Here is an 18,766-nt window from a genome sequence, read left to right as displayed (position 1 = left end):
TTTGTTCGGCTATGTCCATCGGACGAAACAAGTGATGATCAATTCACTGCTGATTCCGTCCATCGTCCCCCGGTGGGCCGATAGATGCTCGCAGGATTCCTGTGGGCAAAGGAGGGGATTATGAACTTTGACCTTCAAACTTTCTCTGTCTTGACCGGCGTCGCCTCAGCCGTGGTGGGGTTGGCCTATAAGCTAATGCCGCGATCCGTTGATCGCCTGAAGCGTGATCTCGAACTTCTGAAACTAGCTCGGGAAGCAAAGGCGAACTTTCTTCCGTTACAGCGTCACGTCGACGCGCAAATCAATGAAGCATATCTCAGTAAAGGGGTCGGCTTTAAAAGATCTTTCGATATTGCTTTTGGTAATGTCGCCTTCGCAATAATGATTACGACCCCGATGATCGGGATTATCGGCGCCGGAATAGCATTTGGTTCAAAGTACCTATTTGCTCTCTCGGACAATGCGGTGAACTCCATCGGCGTCGGTTTTCTTATGCTCGGCATTTTGGGCGGCATAATTGGCGGAGGTGATCTTGCCAAGAAGGACTTGGCTGATGCTCGCAAAGAAATAGAGGAAAGAGAACGAATGCTTGCCGCCGCCGATGAAGAAGAGCTGCGTCGTTTTCGAGCAACCAACTCATCGTCGAGCAAGGGTGAGGCATCTACAGATAATTCAGCTCCCGATGAAGCCGAAACGTCTGCGCACGATTCGCTCGAAACTGGAGGCGAAACGCCGACGCCGCCAGCGCCTAGCTCTTGTCAAGCTCCTGAGGTCGGCGTCGACCGCGATAGCGACCTTAAGGTCAGATCAGCTTGAGAGGCATGCTGATGTGCGTCGAGTTTACGGGAGCATGGCCACCTCAAGCTCGGGCGAGCGCTTCTTGCTATCAGACCACGGGCGGTCCTCGCCAGACAATGCTCTCGTTCCCCGCAGCGAGTTGGGCTCCCGCAACCTGGACCCAGGGGGACTCGGTAGCTGAGAGCTAGATCGGGCAAACAGATTTTTCTGCAGAAGTATGTGGCTCCTCCCGCGGCTGGCGCTTCAAGGACCGGAACGACTTACCGGTAGAATAAAGTTTTACTAACATCCGCAGGTTGACACCGCCTCTAACCCTCTCGAAGATTGATGCTCAAAGGGGGAGGGGGCATGGCAGAGGATAAACCGGTCCAAATCGCTCAAATTTCATTCTTCATGGCAAAGCCTGGTCGCACATTTGAGACGGTGCTTAATGTGGATAAGACGACTCAGCGGGCAACGACGCAGTTCGATTTCGAATTTGAAGGCGAGATGTTTCGGTTCCTCTACTTTGAGACAGTCTCAAGAAAGTCAAATCCGCCCTGGCTCGAATTCGTAAACGATAGGATGCCGCGGTCGGCCCGCGTCGCATTCGCAGCTCTCAGCAAGAACCCTAATGGCGTACTTTTGATCAAAATTGACGATCAAGTATTCGCTGCATGTTTCGGACGAAGTGCCTCAACCTGTCTTGACGATGCGGGTTTTGAGCCGGACTTCGGAATCAAGACCGCTATGAATCTTTGCGGTAATGAAGAAATCCGTCAGACCAGAAGCCAAAGCAATACAATTACGCCAACTCAAATCGATCGTCAGGTCGGAAAGCCAGCGGATGCCTTTACTTTCGGTCTTAGTGAGGCCGAGGATCTGCGCTACATCTCTGCACATATTCCGGGGAATAAGAATGTAACGTTGCAGGGCCGAAACAACCTGACCATCAAGGTCATCGGTCAGAACAAGCTGACTTGGTCGTTGATCGTTGCGAAATGCAGAGAGTTTCGTGACGCCTTTCATCGAAAGGACTTCGCGACTCTGTTTCCGAACTACAAGAACTTCCGCCAAGCTTCGCCAGAAGAGTTGACGTTACTTGACGCCGCGTTGCTTGAGCGGCTATCTCGCCGCCAATTTGAGCTCATCGCGCTTGGAGTGCCAGAGTTCGTTTTGGACGAGGAATACAGCTTCACTTACTCGAACAATAAGAAGCGCGAGAACACCATTTACTCATTTCTGAGTGTCGAGCAACTCGATGAACATTTTGACCTCGATAAGATTTCGATTGAGAAGCTGAAGGCAAAGCATATTTTCGCATACTCGTCGGAAGAAGATCGTGTTCTGCCGTACAGGCGTTGGCGGCTATACAACTGCTTGGTGTTTGAGCAAAAGTTGAACGGCAAGTATTTCGTTCTGAGTGATGGCCGTTGGCTCGAAGTCGATGGCGATTTCTACCGATCGATATTGGACTTCGCCGAAAGAACTCTCGACGAACAGCCGTGTGAAGTTGCTTACGCAAATATCGACATTAGCGATATGAGCGAGAAGAGGAACAAGGAATCGATATTCAATTCGGAGGTCTGCAGGCGTCTTCCGTCCGCAATTCTCTTCGATCGCGCGAAGCTAAGAATTGGTGGCGGTCGCGCCGATAAGGAGTTTTGCGATATCCTAGATAAGACGGACGCGGGTGTTGTTCGAATTATTCATTGCAAGCCATACAAAGACTCATCTTCCACAAATTACCTATTCGCCCAAGCGAGTCTCTATAGCGCTGCGTTTTTGCGGGACCAAATCTTTCTCACCGATATACGTTCGTTTATCTCATCCCGGCCTGCCGGAGTGAAGGAAGGCTATCTTAGCTACATCGCTGAGCATACCGCTGAGTTGAATGGTCGCGACTATGATGTTTGCTTATGGTTGCTATATGACAATCGCTCTCCAAAGCCAGAAAGAACTAAGATATCGATAATGGCTCTCTATGAGCTGAAATTGATGTATGAACATCTAAGAAATATTCTGAAGTTTAGGCGTGTGGTGTTGCGTTTCGTCCCTGTGAGGAAGGTCCAGTTCACGACAAGAAGTGCGGCTTGATGTCATCCTTTCTCCTTGCTCAGTTGATGGCGGGGGTGCTGCGGCTGTTAGGTTAAGTATCGCTACGCATTGTGGAGGGGTAATGTGGGTACTTGGGATGACGTCAGCTATTATGAAGATGAAGCGAATCAGGCTGAATTCATCGAAGAGACGTTGAAGAACATCTCTGAAGACGGGGTGAGGAACTATCTAGGAGCGTACGGCGATGCGGTGGATGACCGTATCCAATCCTGTATGAAGGAGGCGAGAATGCTGGTAAGCGCCGCTTTCTATCCATCTGCCATTGTAATGGCGGTTACCGCGATTGAGCTTACCGTGAGATTCCTCCTGCTCAGACCTCTTATGCAGGCTGCGTTCCTATCCGAGGACTGGGCCAATCTATTCACACAGCGGATTGCGTCTGGGCAAGGATCGAGTGATCGACAGATTCTCCCATCCATCTTGGCGTTCCATGGGGTTAATCTGCAGGATATAAAGCTGAGCGATGGACGTCGCCTATGGAATGAAATTACCGAGACTGTCTACCCGGCTCGGAATCTGATCGTCCATAGAGGGGAGCCTGCCTCGCAGGATGATGCAATACTCGCAATTCAATGTGCTGAGCAGCTTCGGAAGGCCGTAGTAGAGCCATACGCTAAGAAGCTTGGCTTCACTCTCGAAACGACTAAATGTTGGCAGAGGACGAAAACGATGTTCTCTGGCGCTGTGTACAATCCACGAAGCCCTTTTACCGATAAGTCGAGTCTGCCCCTTGCGCCAGAGATAAAAAGAGATCGTGGGGCTGATGTAGCTTTGCGGCCTTCGGCGCCGACGTAAATACTGATCAGGCATTAGCGACGCGTGCGCTTGTGGAGGGTCGTCCTGTGCTGCGGGAGTTGCCTTTTCATCGTGCTCAAGGTTCGCCGGTCGTAGCTCAGTGCATACCCCTCATGCCCGAACTGCCCGTCGTGCCAGTTTGCCGCAACGATTCAGCTTGTGTCGTCGGGCAAATCACCTGCACACTTTCGGCCGTCCCGCGCTCATCGAAGAGGGGCGTTCGCGAGTCGTCACGAGCGTTGGGTGTGGGATGCGGTGGCCGGGTCGGAGTTGCAGCGCGCATTCGCGAGCGGACGAACAACTTCGAGTCGGACGGTGAAGTCGCGTGGTCCTGGCCTCCCGATGCTGAGGTCAAGCTCGCTGATGTGCGTCAGTGCATCGCGGGTGATGGGGGCAACAAAGCCCGGTCCCCAGGGAGAGCGCGTATAAATCGTAAGCCCATCGCGCAGGGAGGGCCGGGTGTGTTCGGCCAGACCTGTGGTACCTGCCGCCTGCATTTTTTTCCGCAGGCGGGCCACGGGCGCGGCCAGCGCCCGGCCTTCCCTGCGCCCTCGATTTTCCGGAGAGGGCGGTGCTGCAGCAGAGCTCGGACGCAAATTGCGCCGCGAGGCCGATGACGCGCATCTGTGCGTGGCCTGTGGTTCCGAGGCGTCGCCGAGGATCATGTCGGGGAAGAATGCCCTGGTGCTGCCGGACAGGATTGAACTGTCGACCTCTCCCTTACCAAGGGAGTGCTCTACCACTGAGCTACGGCAGCAAAGGGACTGGCGGGGACAGGCCCGAAGGCCGCGACCGAACGCGGGCGGTTCTTGCCACAAGGTCCCCGCCTGCGCAAGCGTGGCTCGTCCGGTTTTCGGGGAAAGACGTCAGCGTGATGCATCGAAATGGAGCGAAAGACCTCCGAATCGGCGCGAAATCGCCCGTTCGCGGCGGATTCTCGCGGTTTGCCGCTCGAGGTGCCCAACTGGCCGTAGCTGCGGCGGCAACTCCCCATCCGGGCAGGCGACGGCCGGCCGGGCGGAACCTAGCGTCTGCGTCGCCAACGCCTCTTGGCTTTCGCATCTGCGGCCCCAATTGTGCCTCTGGTATGGGGTGACCAGGGGAAGGGGATGACCGAGAAGACCGGGAAGGCGGCGCCGAAGGGCGCGCGCGAGGAGCGGCTGAAGCAGGCGCTGCGCGAGAACCTGAAGCGGCGCAAGGCGCAGAGCCGCGCGCGCAGCCAGGCGGGGACGGTCGAGAAGGACGGCTTGGACGAGGCCGCTGCCGACGGCGCGGACGATTCGAAGCATTGAGCAGATGGCAGGCGGGGTGGGCGTGATGGCAGCGGATGAGGGGATGACGGCGGATGCGGCGGCACAACGGGCAGAGCTCGCGAAGACGTTGCCGCGCTTCGACCAGACTTTTCCGGAGCTGACGCCGCCGGAGATCGCGCGTCTGCGCGGCTTCGGCGAGATCCAGACCTATCGTGACGGCGAGCTGCTGTTCGAGACCGGCAAGCCCGGCCCCGGCATGTTCGTGATTCTCAAAGGCCATGTCGCGATCACCCAGCGTGACGGCCTCGGTCACGTCACGCCGGTCATCGACCAGGGGCCAGGGCAGTTTCTGGCCGAGATCGCCCAGCTCTCCGGCCGCGTCGCGCTGGTCGACGGCCATGCCGAGGGCGACGTCGAGGTCATCCTGATTCGTCCCGAACGGTTGCGCGCGCTGCTGATCGCCGAGGCCGAACTCGGCGAGCGCATCATGCGGGCGCTGATCCTGCGCCGGGTCAATCTGATCCAGGGCGGCGCCGGCGGCCCGGTCATGATCGGCCCGCCGCAATCGGCTGCGATCGCGCGGCTGCAGAGCTTCCTCACCCGCAACGGCTTTCCGCACCATCTGCTCGATCCCGCTGATGATCACGACGCGGCCGATCTGATCGCGCGCTATTCGCCGACGCCCGCCGAGCTGCCGCTGGTGGTGGTGTCCGACGGCAGCGTGCTGCGCAATCCCAGCGAGACCGAGCTGGCGCGTGCCGTGGGGATGATCGGCGGCCCGCGCGGCGAGAAGATCTACGATGTCGCGGTCGTCGGCTGCGGGCCGGCGGGCCTGGCCACCGCGGTGTATGGCGCCTCCGAAGGTCTGTCGGTGGCGGTGTTGGACTCGCGCGCGTTCGGCGGCCAGGCCGGCGCCAGCGCGCGCATCGAGAACTATTTCGGCTTCCCGACCGGCATCACCGGCCTGGCGCTGACCGCACGCGCCTTCAACCAGGCGCAGAAGTTCGGCGCCGAGATCATGATCCCGGTGGCGGTCAATGCGCTCGACTGCGAGCGCAGGGCCGGCGCCTTCGTGCTGGCGCTCGAGGGCGGCGACGAGGTGCGGGCGCGCTCGGTGGTGGTCGCCAGCGGCGCGCGCTATCGCCGGCCTGATCTTGCCCGGCTCAAGGAGTTCGAGGGCCGCGGCGTGTGGTATTGGGCCTCGCCGATCGAGGCGCGGCTGTGCGCGGGGCAGGAGGTTGCGCTGGTCGGCGGCGGCAATTCCGCGGGGCAGGCCGCGGTGTTTCTGTCGGGCCACGTCAAGAAGGTGCGGATGATCATCCGCGGCGGCGGGCTTGCCGCGTCGATGTCGCGCTATCTCATCGAGCGCATCGAGGCGACGCCGAACATCGAGCTGTTGTTCAACACCGAGGTCGTCGCGCTCGATGGCGGGGCCGACACGGGCCTCGAACGCATCACCCTGAAGAGCCGGCTGTCCGGCGAAGAGACGCCCGCCGACATCAGCAATCTCTTTCTGTTCGTCGGCGCCGATCCCGCCACCGGTTGGCTCGACGGCTGCGGCATCACGCTCGACCGTGCCGGCTTCGTCGTCACCGGCGCGCAGTCGGAGCAGAATGCCGGGCGGATGGTGTCGCCGCTGGAGACCTCGGTGCCCGGCGTCTATGCGGTCGGCGACGTCCGCTCCGGCTCGGTCAAGCGCGTCGGCGGCGCGATCGGCGAGGGCGCCCAGGTCGTCGCCGCGCTGCACGGGTTTCTGGCCGATGCGCTGGTCCCACCGGTCTGATTCGCGGATTCCCGCCGCGGCGGGCCGCACCGTCAGGGGATGAATTCCCCGGCGATGCGACCTGCCGTTGCGAACCCATCAAATCGCCGTAATGTCGGTCCTGTTGCGCCGACCTTAGCCCAATTTCCCGGCCAGCCCCACAGGACCAGCATGGATCGCATTCGCATCGTCGGCGGCAACCCGCTTCGCGGCACCATCCCGATTTCGGGCGCGAAGAACGCCGCCCTGCCGCTGATGATCGCGGGTCTTTTGACGCCGGAGACGCTGATCCTGGACAACGTCCCGCGCCTTGCCGACGTCGCGCAGCTTCAGCGCATTCTCGGCAATCACGGCGTGGACATCATGTCGGTCGGCAAGCGTCCCGGCGATGGCCAGTACCAGGGCCAGACGCTGCAGATCTCGGCGGCCAACATCATCGACACCACGGCCCCCTATGAGCTGGTGTCGCGGATGCGCGCCAGCTTCTGGGTGATCGCGCCGCTGCTGGCGCGCATGCACGAGGCGCGGGTGTCCCTGCCCGGCGGCTGCGCGATCGGCACCCGTCCGGTCGATCTCCTGATCATGGCGCTGGAAAAGCTCGGCGCCAGCATCGAGATCGATGCCGGCTATGTCGTCGCCAAGGCGCCGGGCGGCCTGCGCGGCGGCACGATCGATTTCCCCAAGGTCACCGTCGGCGGCACCCATGTCGCGGTCATGGCCGCGAGCCTCGCCAAGGGCACGACCGTCATCGCCAACGCCGCCTGCGAGCCGGAAATCACCGATCTCGCCGACTGCCTCAACAAGATGGGCGCGCGCATCACCGGCGCCGGCACGCCACGCATCGAGATCGAGGGCGTGGCGTCTCTGCACGGCGCGCGTCACACCGTGCTGCCCGACCGCATCGAGGCCGGCACCTATGCGATCGCCGCGGCGATGACCGGCGGCGATGTCCGGCTCGCCGGCGCGCGGCCGGAGCTGTTGCAGTCCGCGCTCGACGTGCTGATCGAGGCGGGCGCCGAGATCACGAGCGACGCCGAGGGCATCCGCGTCGTCAGAAACGGCCACGGCATCCGCCCGGTGCAGGTGACGACCGCGCCGTTCCCCGGCTTTCCGACCGACCTGCAGGCCCAGCTGATGGCGCTGATGGTCTGCGCGCAGGGCGCCTCGGCGATCACCGAGACCATCTTCGAGAACCGTTTCATGCATGTGCAGGAACTCGCGCGGTTCGGCGCGCGGATCAGTCTCGATGGCGAGACCGCGCGGATCGAGGGCACCTCGAGCCTGCGCGGCGCGCCAGTGATGGCGACCGATCTGCGCGCCTCGGTGTCGCTGGTGATTGCCGGGCTTGCCGCGGAAGGCGAAACCATGATCAATCGCGTCTACCATCTCGATCGCGGCTTCGAGCGGCTGGAGGACAAGCTGAAGGCCTGCGGCGCCACGATCGAGCGCATCCGCGAGTGAGGGCGCTGCCAAGAGGATGAGACCGTGACCGACCGGCTCAAACTGATCGCGCTTGATGCCGACGATCTCGCCGTGATCTCGGCCCATGTGCAGGATGCGCGGGTGCAGGCGGCCGACATCATCTGGCGCCAGGCCGAGAAGCGGCTTGTGATCGGCATGAACCGGCTCGACTGGGACCAGGCGCTGCATGGTGAGAGCGAGCCGCGCCGGCTGTTGGCGGCGCTGCGGTTCGATCGGGTGCTGGCCTGCAAGTCGCGGCGGATCGAGGTCGATGCGCCCGATACTGTGCTGGAGCTGATCGGCATCGAATTCCATGCCGGCGCCGAGCCGCCCGCCGGCAGCGCGCTGCTGCTGTTCTCCCATGGCGGCGCATTGCGGCTCGATGTCGAATGTCTGGAATGCGAGCTGACCGATCTTGGCGAGGACGATCTCGGCACCAGCGATATCGATGGCGGTCCGCCGCTGACCCGGTAGGCGCCTGTTCAAAGGGTTGACGGCCCCGCGCTGCCGCGCCATTGAGCAGGGGGTCGGGGGCAGCCACCCCTTCGGAAAGTGCCAGAGATGCCCATTCGCCTGTCCCGCGCCAGCACCGATTTCGACGCCCAGTTTCGGCAGTTTCTCGCCGCCAAGCGCGAGACCTCCGCCGACGTCGAAGTCGCCGCGCGCGTCATCGTCGACGACGTCGCCAAACGCGGCGATGCGGCGCTGCTCGAGGCAACGCGCAAGTTCGACCGGCTGGAGCTCGACGCCTCCTCGCTGCGCGTCAAGCCTGCCGAGATCGAGGCCGCCTTCAAGGCCTGCGATACGGCCACGTTGGACGCGCTGAAATTCGCCCGCGACCGCATCGAGGCCTTTCATCTCAAGCAGCTGCCGCAGGACCAGCGCTTCACCGACGCCGCCGGCGTCGAGCTCGGCTGGCGTTGGAGCGCGATCGAATCGGCAGGGCTCTATGTGCCGGGTGGCACTGCGGCCTATCCGTCCTCGGTGCTGATGAACGCCATTCCGGCCAAGGTCGCAGGCGTCGCGCGCCTCGTGATGGTGGTGCCGGCGCCGGACGGCAGGCTCAATCCGCTGGTCTTGGCCGCCGCCCATCTCGGCGGCGTCTCCGAGATCTACCGCGTCGGCGGCGCCCAGGCGGTGGCGGCGCTGGCGCATGGCACGGCGACGATCGCCCCCGTCGCCAAGATCGTCGGTCCCGGCAATGCCTATGTCGCCGCCGCCAAGCGGCTGGTGTTCGGCAAGGTCGGCATCGACATGATCGCCGGCCCCTCCGAGGTGCTTGTCATCGCCGACGACAGCGGCAATGCCGACTGGATCGCGGCCGATCTGCTCGCGCAGGCCGAGCACGACGCCAGCGCGCAGTCGATCCTGATCACCGACAGCCGCCGCCTCGCCGATGATGTCGCCCGCGCCGTGGAAGGCCAGCTCAAGACGCTTCCTCGCGCCGCGATCGCCGGCGCGTCCTGGGCCGATTTCGGCGCCATCATCGAGGTCGACAATCTCGACCAGGCCGTGCCGCTGGCGGACGCCATCGCCGCCGAGCATCTGGAGATCATGACGGCCGATCCCGACGCGTTCGCGGCCAAGGTCCGCAATGCCGGCGCCATCTTCCTTGGCGCGCACACGCCCGAGGCGATCGGCGACTATGTCGGCGGCTCCAATCACGTGCTGCCGACCGCGCGCTCGGCGCGGTTCTCCTCAGGCCTCGGCGTGCTCGACTTCATGAAGCGCACGTCGCTGTTGAAATGCGGCCCCGAGCAGTTGCGCGCGCTGGGACCAGCAGCGATGACTCTGGGCAAGGCCGAGGGTCTCGACGCCCATTCACGCTCCGTGGGAATACGCCTCAACCTGCCATGACCCAGCACCCGCCAGGCGACGACCGGACCAATCGCATCGTGGCGGTGACGCTCGACGAGGAGTCGATCGGCCGCTCTGGTCCGGACATCGAGCATGAGCGGGCGATTGCGATCTACGACCTCGTCGAGGAGAATCTGTTCGCGCCCGAAGGGGCCGACGGCGCCGGTCCGTTCACCCTGCATCTCGGCATCACCGCCAACCGGCTGATGTTCGACATCCGCCGCGAGGACGGCACGCCTGTCGTGACGCATCTGTTGTCGCTGTCGCCGTTCCGACGGATCGTGAAGGACTATTTCATGATCTGCGACAGCTACTACCAGGCGATCCGCACCGCGACGCCCGACAAGATCGAGGCCATCGACATGGGCCGCCGCGGCATCCATGACGAGGGCTCGCGCACCCTTCAGGAGCGGCTGAAGGGCAAGGTGCGGGTCGATTTCGAGACTTCGCGCCGGCTGTTCACCCTGATCACCGTGCTGCACTGGAAGGGCGAGGGCCAGTGATACCGTCCGCGCTGCATCGTCGCCTGCTGCCGGGCCCGGCCACCTTCGCGGCCGAGGGCGCCTAGGCGCATGGCCGAGGTGCCGCCGCGCGCGCGCCAGCCGCAGGCGGTGCTGTTCGCCTGCGGCCAGAACAGCGTGCGCTCGCCGATGGCGGAGAGCCTGCTGCGCCAGATGTATCCGCAGGCGCTCTATGTCCGCTCCGCCGGCGTCAAGAAGGGCGAGCTCGACCCGTTCGCGGTGTCTGTGATGGCCGAGCTCGGCCAGGACATCTCGCAGCACAAGCCGACGACCTTCGAGGAGCTCGAGGACTGGGAGGGGCTGAATTTCGACCTCATCATCACCCTGTCTCCCGAGGCCCATCACAAGGCGCTGGAGCTGACCCGCACCATCGCCGCCGATGTCGAATATTGGCCGACGCCCGATCCGACCGGCGCCGACGGCAACCGCGAGCAGAAGCTCGCCGCCTATCGCGAAGTCTGCGACGGCCTGTTCACGCGGATCCGCAAGCGTTTCGGCAAGCCCGGGCCGGCGGGCTTGTAGGGTCCCGGTTCCTGCACAGGTGTCATCGAACCGAAATACCAACGTCGTCCGCCGCTCAAACTGAGGCCGTAGAGCAGGCCCGTCTCGGCCTTGTCGCACGCCTCGCGGGTTGTGGAATGGCAGCCCTTCCGATAGGTTCCGCGCGCCCGCCCCACAGCTTCCGAATCCCCTAGCGAAATCAGCATGCTCGGCCGTCCCAAAATCGTTCTTGCATCCGGTTCGCCCAGGCGTCTGGCGCTGCTCAACCAGGCCGGCATCGAGCCCGACGCGCTGCGCCCGGCCGATGTCGACGAGACGCCGAGGCGCGGCGAGCTGCCGCGCGCCTGCGCCAATCGCCTCGCCCGCGCCAAGGCCGATGCCGCGCTCAAATCCGTCCAGCTCGACGACGAGCTGCGCGGGTCGTTCATCATCTCCGCCGACACGGTGGTCGCGGTCGGCCGCCGCATTCTGCCGAAGGCCAATCTGGTCGACGAGGCCTCGCAGTGCCTGCGGCTGCTGTCGGGCCGCAACCACCGCGTCTACACCGCGATCACGCTGGTGACGCCGAAGGAGGCGTTCCGCCAGCGCCTGGTCGAGACCCGCGTCCGCTTCAAGCGGCTCAGCGAGGACGACATCCAGGCCTATATCGGTTCCGGCGAATGGCGGGGGAAGGCCGGCGGCTATGCCGTGCAGGGCATCGCCGGCTCGTTCGTGGTCAAGATGGTCGGCTCCTACACCAACGTCGTCGGCCTGCCGCTCTACGAGACCACGACCCTGCTCGCCGGCGAGGGTTTCCCGATCCGCTTCGGCTGGCTCAACACGGTCGCCGTCTGACCATTCGCGTGCGGGGGGGCATCCGCGCGTCCAGCCCATTAAATAGCCGCCGATGTCAGACAAATCGCCCCACCGGAGCGCCCCCGCTTCGAAATCCGCCAAGCTCATCCGCCGCTGCCCGATCTGCAACCGGCCCGCGGCCGAGGCCGTCCGCCCGTTCTGCTCGCCGCGCTGCCGCGACGTCGACTTGCATCGCTGGCTCAGCGGCTCCTATGTCATCCCGGCCGCCGAAGGCGACGAGGACGACGTCGAATAGCGCCGTGTTTTCATCATCTTGCCCCTGCGGGGCCGGCCGGTCGGGACGGGCGTCCCGCGCCGCCGCGCAACCGCACAAGGAATGTGAAAACTTGCCCTCAGGGCGGTAGACAGCGCGGTCCGGTCCCACTATAACCCGCCGGCTCGCCGGGCTTTTTTGCCCGCAAGAGACCTGCCCAGGTAGCTCAGTTGGTAGAGCATGCGACTGAAAATCGCAGTGTCGGTGGTTCGATTCCGCCCCTGGGCACCATGTCTCAAATCAGGCTTTGATCTTCCTCGGTTTTTTCCCCTTTTACTCCCACTTTCTTCAACCGGGCCCAAAAGTGGGAGACTATTGTTCGCGGTTTGATCGAGGGACAGGAGTGGCATCGCGCTCGCGGCGAGACGTTTTTGGTTGGCCCTCTTGGTATAGTGCGTGGCCTCCTTCATCGTCTGCCATCCGAAGATCGCCATCAGCTGCTTCTCGGCCGCGCCGTTCTCGGCCGCAACGCATGCGCCAGCCTTTCCCAGGCCATGTGCCGAACAATGATTTAATCCGGCCCGGTCGCACCAATCGCGGAACTTTGTTGCCGAAACCATTGCCGGTGAATGGGCGGCCGAACTCTGTAACCAGAAACGTCAGATCGCCACATGGCGACGCGTCGATTGCAGATTGCAACCAGGGCATAATCGGGATCGACAGGGTTACGGGCTTGGTCTTCCGGTTTTTCACCTGCGTAAACGTAAGCCAACCATTCTTGATGTGTTGTCGGCCAAATTTAACGACGTCCGATCTTCGCTGACCGGTGAACAGCAATAGCGCGAGTGCGAGATGCGCCTTGGTGCCGATTGGATGCTTCTTGGCATATTGCAGCACTTCAGCAATCGTCCAAGTGTGGAAGCCCTGCGATCCGGTCTTCGTGTACGGCACATCCCGTGCCGGATTTCGCTCGGCGCCGGGATGCTCCGCCGCGATTGCATACTTGACGACTTGGCGCAGCGCCTTGATGTGACCGTTGGCAGCCTCGGGAAATTCCGCTTTGCGATCGCGCAGCGCGCGCACCTTGCTGCTCGGCATCGAGGCGTAGGGCAAGGAACCGATCAAATTTGAATTCTCGTCCGAGACCGGTTCGCTACACAAATTATCGAGAATGCCGCGTCGGGCTGACTTGGTGCTGGTGTCGAGTCTCGTGAATTCCGCCGAGGCGTAGTATTGCTCAATCAGCCATCGCAGCGACCCATTCTTCGCGCGCGTGCCCTGCGGTTGTTCGGTCTCTCTGGGCCCGATCTTGCCATTCAGAGCGGCCTGGTACTCTCTCCCGAATTCGTCGGTACCTGGCACGGCACGAAGTCGGATCTTGGGTCCTCGATTGCGCTGGGAATACCGGCGACACATTACCGTGTCGATCCATGTCCTCGTATACGTACTTGATACGCAGAGTGGCCATTGCGAGTCCATTTAATCACGCGGCAACTTCATCCCATGGATTGGTGCTCTTCCGCGCCGGCGAGATCAGCATTCGTGTCGAAGCCGTTCCGGAGCACGGCATGGCGACTATTTGGGACGCCGACGTCCTGATCTGGGCTGCTTCGCAAATCGTTGAAGCTCGCGATGGCGGACTGAAGACGTCCCGTCTGATAGCGGCAACGCCCTACGAAATCCTGACCTTCGTCGGCCGCGGCACCAGACCGCTGATGCCAGCGTGATTTGTTTGCACGACTAACGACTCTCTAGTCTCTCTCAGAGCAAGTCTCTCTCATGAAACCCAGAATTGGCGTTTACCTCTCCGAGGGCATGGCTGCGCGGTTGGCAGAAGCGGCCAAAAATCCCCGTGCCACTCGTTCTCTGGTTTCCCGGGGATCGCGTCCCGCTCCTGAACGGCTTGATGGTGATGCTGGGCGCGCCGGGTGCGGTCACGGCGACATTGCCGGCCGACCTGTTGCTGGAGTGGATTGGTTGGCGTGAACTATTTGGTCTGCTCGCTGGGCTGACTGTCGCCAGTGCGGTCACGATTTATCTGATCGTGCCCGAGAGGACTGCAGTTCCGGGCGGCGCGGTCGCAGCCGGTTTGAAAGAGGTCTATGCCGATCCGCGATTCTGGCGCGTTGCGCCGCTCTCGGCATCCTGCATTGGAACGGCCTGGGCTCTTCAAGGGCTCTGGGCGGCGCAGTGGTTCAAGGACGTTGAGGGCCTCGATCGCGCCGGCGTGGTATTTCATTTGTTTGCGATGGCGGTCGCGCTCAGCCTGGGTGCCATTCTTCTTGGGGGCGCTGCCGATCGGCTGCGAAGGCGCGGTGTTGGACCGGAGGTGCTCCTGGGGCTTGTTGCGGCTGTCTTTATTGCAACTCAGTTCGCATTGATCTGCGCTTGCCCTTGCCGTCATATTTGCAGTGGGCCGTTGTAGCGGCCGTCGGCGCGGCTACGGTGCTGAGCTTCGCGACTCTGGCCGAGTATTTCCCGAAACAGCTCCCCGGAAGGGCCAACGGCGCGCTGAATCTGTTCCACATTGCCGCGGCCTTCGTTGTGCAATACGCGACCGGCGTTGTACTTCAGTATTGGACACCTCAAGCGGGACACTATCCCGAAATCGCTTATCGGACAGCCTTTGCTCTCAATCTCGCGCTCCAGGTCGTGGCTTGGATCTGGTTCATGTCTCCGCGCGTCAAAGCCGACTCGCGACAAAGGCGCGCGAGCGCCGTGCTCGAATTAGAGACCCGGAAGGCGATAGTCCGATAACCATACGCGACGATGTAGATACGAGACCGGAGCACAAGGAACTCTCCCTGATCACACTGGTGGAGGTGATCAAAATCGTTAGAAGCACAGGGCGCTCGAGGTGCTTCGCCCTATTGCGCAGGGACGTGCCTCTTCGGTCGAGCCGCCCGGGACAGGAGCAGCGCAAGCGGGCCCATGAGAATCCCGGCAGCCAGCATCATAAAGGCAAGCCGCCACCCGCCGGCGCTCTGGGGTCCTCCCGCCGCGTCGAGGGCCACGCCCGTGCCCCAGGCTCCGAGGGCCGACAACCCGAAGCCCACAGTGGAGTGCAGCGCCAACGTGGCTCCCCGATAATTGGGGTCGGCCGCTGCGCTCATTCCCGCGGTCAACGCTCCAGAGTCGGCAGGGACCGTTACGCCGTAGATCAGCAGCAGCAGCACCAGCGCCCAGGCCGGGGCGGTTACGTTGAAGGCGATGATGGTCGCCACGCAGGCGGACGTGATCATCACCGCGATAATCGCACGGTGCCGCCCGAACTTCAGCGCGGCTTCGTTGCCCAAAATGCTGGCGGGCATCGAGATGATTGCAAAGAAGAAGCTCACTACGACTGGCGACAGCCATGATGGCGCGTCCTGGTGCGCAACCACGAACGTCCAGAAACCTACCAGCCAGGTACGGATGCCGTAGAGTTCGAAACAGTGGGCACCGTAGCCGAAAATGTAGCCGAGTGCCTCTCGGTTGGCGAACACCGGCTTGAAGTTCAAAAGACGCCCCGTCTTGGGCTCCGGTCGGCGAGCTTCCATCAGCGCGCACGTCATCACCATTGCAATGGGTCCGATTCCGGTGATCACGAATGCAGCAGGCCAGCCCCATTTGTCCGCAGTCACCTGCGCCACCAGAAAAGAGATGCCCACCCCGAACGAGAAGCTCGATGTGTACAGCGTGACCGCACGCGAACTATCTCCTGCCGGGAGCCGGTCGGTGAGCGCCTTCAGGCCCGGCATGTACGCCCCCGCAAAGCCGAGTCCGGCGATCGACCAGATGATTGTGCCCGACCAGAATCCTTGCGCAAACAAACCGAAGGCGATGGTCGCAAGTCCGCTCACGACCGATCCGCAGAGGAGCACCAAGCGCGCGTCGATACGGTCCGTCAGCGTCGTCAGTAGGGGCACCGCGAGCATGTAGCCGAAGGCGTAGCCGCTTGCCATCAAGCCGCCTTCGGCGGCACTGAGCCCCCATGCCGGCATCAGGTGTTGAGCCAGATTTGCCGAAAGGGTCACGTGCGGCAGCAGGTTGCCCACCTGTCCGAGACACATCACCGCGATCAGCGGCCGGCCGGTCAAGTTGCGGATGCTCGCCTCCCCTCGAGTTTGTGGGCATTCATGCGGTTCGCCCAGGCGGCAGGAGCAGCAGCGCGACGAAGGCAGACAGCGATGCGAGAGCGCTGACCCAAAGCGCGACGCTACCGACATGTTCTACCATGAGCCCCATCGCGAGCGGTGCGACGGCTCCCGTTGCCCGTGCCGGAAGCGAAATCATGCCGACCCGTCTCCCGAAGCCGGCGGGTCCGAACAGAGCCAGCGGCAGCGTGCCGCGCGCGATGGTGATGATCCCGTTGCCAGCGCCGTACAGGACCGCATAGGCAGACGCGAACAGAGGACCTCCCAGGATCAGCGTGATGACGCCGATGGGATTCATCAGTGTAGCAAGTCTCGCCGAGAGCAGCGGGTGGAAGCGACCGAGCCAACCCGCTTCGAGAAGCCGGGCACCAACTTGGGCGGGCCCCACCAACGTTCCTGCGAACAACGCGGCGGCTGGTGAGGCACCCAGGGACACCAGCATCGTCGGCAGGATGGCCGAAAACCCCGAGCTGACGAACCCGACGGCGGCGAACATGTAGGCCAGCACCACGATCGCGAACGTTTCGCTTTCACGCGAGGGGAGTTGAGGATGATCCACCGTCCCGGCTTCCTGTCGTAGGGGCGCGGCACGCGGCAAGTAGAGATTGAGAGGAAGCGCCAGGACCAAATGGATCAGCACCCAAGCCTGGCACGCCACTCGCCAGCCGTATTGGGCATCCAGCCACGTCGACAAGGGCCAGCCGACGGTGCTGGCAAACCCGGCGATCAGCGTGATGCCGGTGATGGAGCGTCGCGCCTTGCTGCCGTAGATGCGCGCGAGCGTTGCGAACGCCGCCTCGTAGAGGCCCATTCCCATGCCGATCCCGAGCAGCACCCAGGATACGACCAGGAGTGCTGGCCCCTCTGCGATCGAGAGCACGAACAAGCCGCCCGACAGAACAAGGTTCGAGGCCGCGAGCAGGCCTCGGCCTCCGAACGTGTCGATGGCATGCCCCACCCGTGGCCCCAGAAGTCCCGCGATCACGAGGGCGCCCGAGAGCGCCGCGAAGACATGGGTGGGTGCAAGACCCAAATCCCGCGCGATTGGCGCAGCGAGGATGGCCGGAAGGTAATAGCTCGACGCCCACGCAATGGTTTGCGTGGTGCCGAGTGCAACGACGACCGCGACCGGACCTGCAGCCTGGCCCGCAGGAATTCGATTCATGAGCACCCGCAGCCCGAAGCTCCCGTCTTCTTGGCCGCCTCGTCGGCGCCGCAACAGGCCGATGCATCCTCCTTGGGAGGGCCGCCGCAGCAGGCCGTCGCGAGCGTGGCCGCCGCGACGCTTCCACGCGTGCAGACGCCGGTCTCCGGCAGCACGAGCTCGACCCTCGCCGCGGCGGCCTTGTCGCCCGCAAGGTGGGCCGCGATCGAGCGGACCTGTTCGTAGCCGGTCATCATGAGGAAGGTGGGGGCGCGGCCGTAGGACTTCATGCCGGCCACGTAGAAACCGGGCTCGTCGTGTGCGAGTTCGCGCGCACCATGGGGGCGTACCGTTCCGCAGCTATGCTCGTTCGGATCGATGAGGGGAGCGAGAGCGACGGGCGCCTCGATGGCCGGATCGAGTTTTAGGCGCAGTTCGGACAGGAACGACAGGTCGGGACGGAAGCCCGTCGAGACGATCAGTTCATCGGCGACCACGCTGCGTGCCCAGCAGCACGCGCCGGTCGCGATCCGGAGCCGGCCTTCAACCTCCGAGATATGCGTGACGCCGAATTCGGCTTCGACCCGGACCTTGCCGGAGGCGACGAGCGCGGCGAAGGCGGCGCCTAGCTCGCCGCGTGCCGCGAGCTTGTCGTTGCGGCCGCCGCCGAACGCCTTCGCAGGGTCGGCGCTGCGCAAGAGCCAGACCGGCTCAGTGCCAGGTGCCTTTTCGGCGAGGTGGGCGAGGTCGATGAGCGTACCGACGGCCGAATGGCCGGCGCCGAGGACGGCGACCGCCTTCCCAGCGTATCTGGCTCGCTCGGCGCCGCGGACGTCCGGCATGCCGTAGGCGATCTTGCCCCCGTACTCTCGTTCTCCGAGGGCGGGCAGACCGTTTGCGCCCGCGGGATTGGGAGAGAACCAGGTGCCAGACACGTCGATGACGGCATCAGCCCGCAGCACCTCGGGCCCCTTGCCGTTCTGATAGCGGATCTCGAAAGGAGCGCCCTCGCGACCCTTGGTCTTGGCTTTGTCGAATCCGACCCGGCTGATCGCGGTCACGCGGCTCGAGGTGCGTATCGACTCGCGGAGCGCGGTTTTCGTCGCCAACGGCTCCAGGTAGCGGTCGATGAGCTCGCCGCCGGTGGGGTAGGATTGAGGGTCCGGAGAGTTCCATCCGGTCGGCGCGAGCAGACGCTGCGCGGCTTTGTCCACGTTGTACTCCCAGGGCGAAAAGAGCTGGACATGCTGCCACTGGCGAACGGCATGTGCCGCTTCGGGTCCGGCCTCGAGCACGATCGGCTCCATTCCGCGCTCGAGAACGTGCGCAGCCGCGGCGAGACCGACGGGGCCTGCCCCCACGATCGCCACCTTCTTCTTCTCCGTCATGATCG

General features: G+C 63.1%; 17 protein-coding genes, 2 tRNA genes and 1 pseudogene. 15 read left to right on the top strand and 5 right to left on the bottom strand.

Annotated elements, in window-relative coordinates; translation table 11 throughout:
- The first annotated feature begins 120 nt into the window (after positions 1-120).
- From QX135_RS11845 to QX135_RS11835, 3 genes are all read left to right on the top strand, one after another.
- Entirely contained in the window at positions 121-816 is a 696-nt protein-coding gene (locus QX135_RS11845) for a hypothetical protein (protein WP_315773780.1), read from the top strand.
- 330 nt (positions 817-1,146) lie between these two features.
- Positions 1,147-2,874 carry a DUF6119 family protein gene (locus QX135_RS11840; RefSeq protein ID WP_316181351.1) on the top strand — a complete coding sequence of 576 codons (1,728 nt, stop codon included), beginning with the start codon at positions 1,147-1,149 and terminating at the stop codon, positions 2,872-2,874.
- Between the two features lie 84 nt (positions 2,875-2,958).
- The gene (locus QX135_RS11835; protein WP_316181353.1) at positions 2,959-3,690 is read left to right on the top strand and encodes a hypothetical protein; all 732 of its coding nucleotides are present in this window, start codon (positions 2,959-2,961) and stop codon (positions 3,688-3,690) included.
- Between the two features lie 682 nt (positions 3,691-4,372).
- On the opposite strand, the gene QX135_RS11830 is transcribed toward QX135_RS11835, so the two are convergent.
- Positions 4,373-4,447: transfer RNA gene (locus QX135_RS11830), tRNA-Thr, on the bottom strand.
- 352 nt (positions 4,448-4,799) lie between these two features.
- Here QX135_RS11830 and QX135_RS11825 point away from each other — a divergent pair.
- The 10 genes from QX135_RS11825 to QX135_RS11780 all read left to right on the top strand — a co-directional run bounded on the left by QX135_RS11825 (position 4,800) and on the right by QX135_RS11780 (position 12,384).
- Positions 4,800-4,982: a hypothetical protein gene (locus tag QX135_RS11825; RefSeq protein ID WP_316179371.1), complete on the top strand. Its 183-nt coding sequence runs from the start codon at positions 4,800-4,802 to the stop codon at positions 4,980-4,982.
- A gap of 43 nt (positions 4,983-5,025) precedes the next feature.
- Positions 5,026-6,726, top strand: a complete 1,701-nt coding sequence (locus tag QX135_RS11820; RefSeq protein ID WP_410052037.1) for an FAD-dependent oxidoreductase — start codon at positions 5,026-5,028, stop codon at positions 6,724-6,726.
- 150 nt (positions 6,727-6,876) lie between these two features.
- Positions 6,877-8,166 (top strand): UDP-N-acetylglucosamine 1-carboxyvinyltransferase, encoded by a 1,290-nt coding sequence (gene murA / locus QX135_RS11815; RefSeq protein WP_316179375.1) that lies wholly within the window; start codon positions 6,877-6,879, stop codon positions 8,164-8,166.
- Positions 8,167-8,190: 24 nt separating this feature from the next.
- Positions 8,191-8,640, top strand: coding sequence for a DUF2948 family protein (locus tag QX135_RS11810; protein WP_315735991.1), 450 nt, complete (start codon positions 8,191-8,193; stop codon positions 8,638-8,640).
- 87 nt (positions 8,641-8,727) lie between these two features.
- Positions 8,728-10,023, top strand: coding sequence for a histidinol dehydrogenase (hisD, locus tag QX135_RS11805; protein ID WP_316179377.1), 1,296 nt, complete (start codon positions 8,728-8,730; stop codon positions 10,021-10,023).
- Positions 10,020-10,526 carry a UPF0262 family protein gene (locus tag QX135_RS11800; protein ID WP_015663966.1) on the top strand — a complete coding sequence of 169 codons (507 nt, stop codon included), beginning with the start codon at positions 10,020-10,022 and terminating at the stop codon, positions 10,524-10,526. The genes hisD and QX135_RS11800 overlap by 4 nt, the downstream gene beginning before the upstream one ends.
- A 69-nt stretch (positions 10,527-10,595) precedes the next feature.
- A complete protein-coding gene (locus QX135_RS11795; RefSeq protein ID WP_315735995.1) occupies positions 10,596-11,066 on the top strand; it encodes an arsenate reductase ArsC in 471 nt (156 codons plus the stop codon).
- A 183-nt stretch (positions 11,067-11,249) separates the two neighbouring features.
- Entirely contained in the window at positions 11,250-11,879 is a 630-nt protein-coding gene (locus tag QX135_RS11790; RefSeq protein WP_315773787.1) for a Maf-like protein, read from the top strand.
- A gap of 52 nt (positions 11,880-11,931) precedes the next feature.
- Positions 11,932-12,135: a DNA gyrase inhibitor YacG gene (gene yacG, locus QX135_RS11785; RefSeq protein ID WP_316179379.1), complete on the top strand. Its 204-nt coding sequence runs from the start codon at positions 11,932-11,934 to the stop codon at positions 12,133-12,135.
- Positions 12,136-12,308: 173 nt separating this feature from the next.
- Positions 12,309-12,384 (top strand) — tRNA-Phe (locus QX135_RS11780).
- 81 nt (positions 12,385-12,465) lie between these two features.
- On the opposite strand, the gene QX135_RS11775 is transcribed toward QX135_RS11780, so the two are convergent.
- Positions 12,466-13,455 (bottom strand): hypothetical protein, encoded by a 990-nt coding sequence (locus QX135_RS11775; protein ID WP_316179381.1) that lies wholly within the window; start codon positions 13,453-13,455, stop codon positions 12,466-12,468.
- 104 nt (positions 13,456-13,559) lie between these two features.
- On the opposite strand from QX135_RS11775, the pseudogene QX135_RS11770 reads away from it, so the two are divergent.
- Both QX135_RS11770 and QX135_RS11765 read left to right on the top strand, forming a co-directional pair.
- A pseudogene (locus QX135_RS11770) lies at positions 13,560-13,799 on the top strand (replication initiator protein A); the annotation flags it as partial.
- A 200-nt stretch (positions 13,800-13,999) separates the two neighbouring features.
- Positions 14,000-14,518, top strand: a complete 519-nt coding sequence (locus QX135_RS11765) for an MFS transporter (protein WP_316179383.1) — start codon at positions 14,000-14,002, stop codon at positions 14,516-14,518.
- Between the two features lie 442 nt (positions 14,519-14,960).
- On the opposite strand, the gene QX135_RS11760 is transcribed toward QX135_RS11765, so the two are convergent.
- The 3 genes from QX135_RS11760 to QX135_RS11750 all read right to left on the bottom strand — a co-directional run bounded on the left by QX135_RS11760 (position 14,961) and on the right by QX135_RS11750 (position 18,761).
- Positions 14,961-16,145: an MFS transporter gene (locus tag QX135_RS11760; protein WP_316179675.1), complete on the bottom strand. Its 1,185-nt coding sequence runs from the start codon at positions 16,143-16,145 to the stop codon at positions 14,961-14,963.
- Positions 16,146-16,209: 64 nt separating this feature from the next.
- Positions 16,210-17,394, bottom strand: a complete 1,185-nt coding sequence (locus tag QX135_RS11755; RefSeq protein WP_316179385.1) for an MFS transporter — start codon at positions 17,392-17,394, stop codon at positions 16,210-16,212.
- Positions 17,391-18,761 carry an NAD(P)-binding domain-containing protein gene (locus QX135_RS11750; protein WP_316179387.1) on the bottom strand — a complete coding sequence of 457 codons (1,371 nt, stop codon included), beginning with the start codon at positions 18,759-18,761 and terminating at the stop codon, positions 17,391-17,393. Before QX135_RS11750 ends, QX135_RS11755 begins: the two co-directional genes overlap by 4 nt.
- Between the last annotated feature and the right edge of the window lie 5 nt (positions 18,762-18,766).

This window comes from Bradyrhizobium sp. SZCCHNR1098 (genome assembly GCF_032489375.1).
GTDB lineage: Bacteria > Pseudomonadota > Alphaproteobacteria > Rhizobiales > Xanthobacteraceae > Bradyrhizobium.
The sequence above is the reverse complement of the archived record's forward strand: the minus strand, read 5'-3'. Positions and strand labels throughout refer to the sequence as shown.

What these genes read in the sequence shown, in the direction of transcription:
- QX135_RS11790 (WP_315773787.1), top strand. Translation starts at nt 11,250, where the DNA reads ATGCTCGGCCGTCCCAAAATCGTTCTTGCATCCGGTTCGCCCAGGCGT.
- QX135_RS11765 (WP_316179383.1), top strand. Translation starts at nt 14,000, where the DNA reads ATGGTGATGCTGGGCGCGCCGGGTGCGGTCACGGCGACATTGCCGGCC.
- hisD (WP_316179377.1), top strand. Translation starts at nt 8,728, where the DNA reads ATGCCCATTCGCCTGTCCCGCGCCAGCACCGATTTCGACGCCCAGTTT.
- QX135_RS11800 (WP_015663966.1), top strand. Translation starts at nt 10,020, where the DNA reads ATGACCCAGCACCCGCCAGGCGACGACCGGACCAATCGCATCGTGGCG.
- QX135_RS11755 (WP_316179385.1), bottom strand. Translation starts at nt 17,394, where the DNA reads ATGAATCGAATTCCTGCGGGCCAGGCTGCAGGTCCGGTCGCGGTCGTC.
- QX135_RS11760 (WP_316179675.1), bottom strand. Translation starts at nt 16,145, where the DNA reads ATGTGTCTCGGACAGGTGGGCAACCTGCTGCCGCACGTGACCCTTTCG.
- murA (WP_316179375.1), top strand. Translation starts at nt 6,877, where the DNA reads ATGGATCGCATTCGCATCGTCGGCGGCAACCCGCTTCGCGGCACCATC.
- QX135_RS11840 (WP_316181351.1), top strand. Translation starts at nt 1,147, where the DNA reads ATGGCAGAGGATAAACCGGTCCAAATCGCTCAAATTTCATTCTTCATG.
- QX135_RS11820 (WP_410052037.1), top strand. Translation starts at nt 5,026, where the DNA reads ATGACGGCGGATGCGGCGGCACAACGGGCAGAGCTCGCGAAGACGTTG.
- QX135_RS11825 (WP_316179371.1), top strand. Translation starts at nt 4,800, where the DNA reads ATGACCGAGAAGACCGGGAAGGCGGCGCCGAAGGGCGCGCGCGAGGAG.
- QX135_RS11795 (WP_315735995.1), top strand. Translation starts at nt 10,596, where the DNA reads ATGGCCGAGGTGCCGCCGCGCGCGCGCCAGCCGCAGGCGGTGCTGTTC.
- QX135_RS11845 (WP_315773780.1), top strand. Translation starts at nt 121, where the DNA reads ATGAACTTTGACCTTCAAACTTTCTCTGTCTTGACCGGCGTCGCCTCA.
- yacG (WP_316179379.1), top strand. Translation starts at nt 11,932, where the DNA reads ATGTCAGACAAATCGCCCCACCGGAGCGCCCCCGCTTCGAAATCCGCC.
- QX135_RS11750 (WP_316179387.1), bottom strand. Translation starts at nt 18,761, where the DNA reads ATGACGGAGAAGAAGAAGGTGGCGATCGTGGGGGCAGGCCCCGTCGGT.